Genomic DNA, 1,911 nt, shown 5'->3' with positions numbered 1-1,911 from the left:
GGCGGCCCGGGGCGGACCTCCGCCCCGGGCCGCCGCGTCTCAGCCGTCCCGGGACGGCGCCGGATCGGCGGCCGCGCCCCCGGCCGCGCCGGTCGCGGCGTCCGCGTCGGCGGCCGCGCCCCTCGCCGGGTCGGCTTCCGCGTCCGCGCCGTCGGTCGGGTAGGTCTGGTCGAGCGTGGGCGCCGCGGCGAACACGGACGGCCCCTTGGCGAACCGGCCGCCGCCGACGATGTTGAACAGGATGTTCAGCACGATCGCCATCAGCGCCGCCCCCACGATCCCCGAGTGCAGGATGGTCGACAGCCACCCCGGCAGGGCGTCGTAGAAGGTCGGCACGGCCATGGGCACGATGCCCACGCCCAGCGAGGTCGCCACCAGGACCAGGTTGAGGTTGTCGTCGAAGTCCACCTTGCCCAGGGTGCGGATGCCGCTGGCGGCCACGGTGCCGAACAGCACGAGCCCGGCCCCGCCGAGCACCGGCATCGGGATGGCCGCCACCACCCGGCCCAGGATCGGGAACAGGCCGAGGACGATGAGCATCCCGGCGCCGGTGGCGACGACGAACCGGCTGCGCACCCCGGTCAGGGCGATGAGCCCGATGTTCTGCGCGAACGAGCTGCCCGGGGTGCCGTTGAAGATCGGGCCGATGATCGAGGCGCTCACGTCGGCGCGCAGCCCGGCGGAGATGCGCCGGCCGTCCACCTTCGCGCCCACGATCTCGCCCACCGCGATGATGTGCGAGGCGCCCTCGGTGAGCACCACGAGCATGACGACGCACATCGTCAGCACCGCGGCGGGCGGGAACTCCGGCGGGCCGAAGTGCAGGGGCGAGCCCAGGGAGAACACCGGGCCGTCGGCCACGCCGCCGAAGTCGGCCGCGCCGAACGGGACCGCGAGCAGCGTCCCGCCGATCAGGCCGAGCAGGATCGACACCCGGCTGAGCAGGCCCGGCAGCACCCGGGAGAGCACCAGCACCAGCACCAGCGTCGCCCCGCCGAGGGCGAGGTCGCCCAGCGCCGGCATCGGGACCTCGGTGGCGACCCCGTCGACGGTGTGCACGGCGGTGCCGCCGTCGACGATCCAGCCGGCCGCGACCGGCATCAGCGACAGGCCGATGACGGTGATGAGGGTGCCGGTGACCACCGGCGGGAAGAACCGGACGAGCTGGCCGAAGAACGGGGTCAGGCAGAGGGCGAACAGGCCCCCGGCGATCGAGGCGCCGAACACGACCGGCAGCCCCTGCCCGGGGTCGGCGGCGATCGCGGTCATGGCGCTGACCGGCACGAACGAGGCGCCCACGACGATGGGCAGCCGGGCGCCGGTGCGCCAGGGGCCGAGGGTCTGCAGGAGGGTGGCGATGCCCGCCACCAGGAGCGCGCCGCTGACGAGGATGCCCAGATCGGCGCCGCCGAGCCCGGCCGCGCCGCCGATGACCAGCGCGGGGGCGACCGCGCCGGCGTACATGGTGAGGATGTGCTGGAGGCCGTAGAGGAGGAGCAGCCGCGGCGGCAGGCGCTCGTCCTCGGGGCGGTCCGGCGGCGGCGCGCCGGTGCCGGTGGCGGGGGAGGTGACGGGGGTGTCGGTGGCGGCGGGTGGTGCGTCGGCGCCGCCGGGCGCCGATCTGCGGATTCTCATGTGCCGGTTTCAGCCCCTTCGGTCGTGGCCCGCGGTGCCCCCGCCGCGTGCGGGCGCATCGGGGCCGGGGGTCCTCGGGTGGGGCGGCGGCCGGGTTCCGGCTGGGGTCCGGCCGCCGAAGGGGTCAGCGGTGCGTGTGCAGGGCTGACGAGGGTGCGGGCGCGCTGGCGGCGCCGCGCCCGCGGCCCGTCCCGCGGCCCGGTGCGGGGCGCGGGGACGGGGGTCGGGGGGTGGGGCGAGGGGGCCGCCCGGCCGGGGCGGGGAGGGGCGCCCCGG

General features: G+C 76.9%; 1 protein-coding gene. It reads right to left on the bottom strand.

What is annotated here, in order from left to right:
- Positions 1 to 39: 39 nt before the first annotated feature.
- Complete coding sequence (locus NT8_RS28010) at positions 40 to 1,635, bottom strand: nucleobase:cation symporter-2 family protein (protein WP_084469349.1); 1,596 nt, start codon at positions 1,633 to 1,635, stop codon at positions 40 to 42.
- Between the last annotated feature and the right edge of the window lie 276 nt (positions 1,636 to 1,911).

Origin of the sequence: Nocardiopsis trehalosi NBRC 14201 (assembly GCF_001552555.1) — a bacterium.
GTDB classification, from domain to species: Bacteria; Actinomycetota; Actinomycetes; order Streptosporangiales; family Streptosporangiaceae; genus Nocardiopsis_B; species Nocardiopsis_B trehalosi.
The sequence above is the reverse complement of the archived record's forward strand: the minus strand, read 5'-3'. Positions and strand labels throughout refer to the sequence as shown.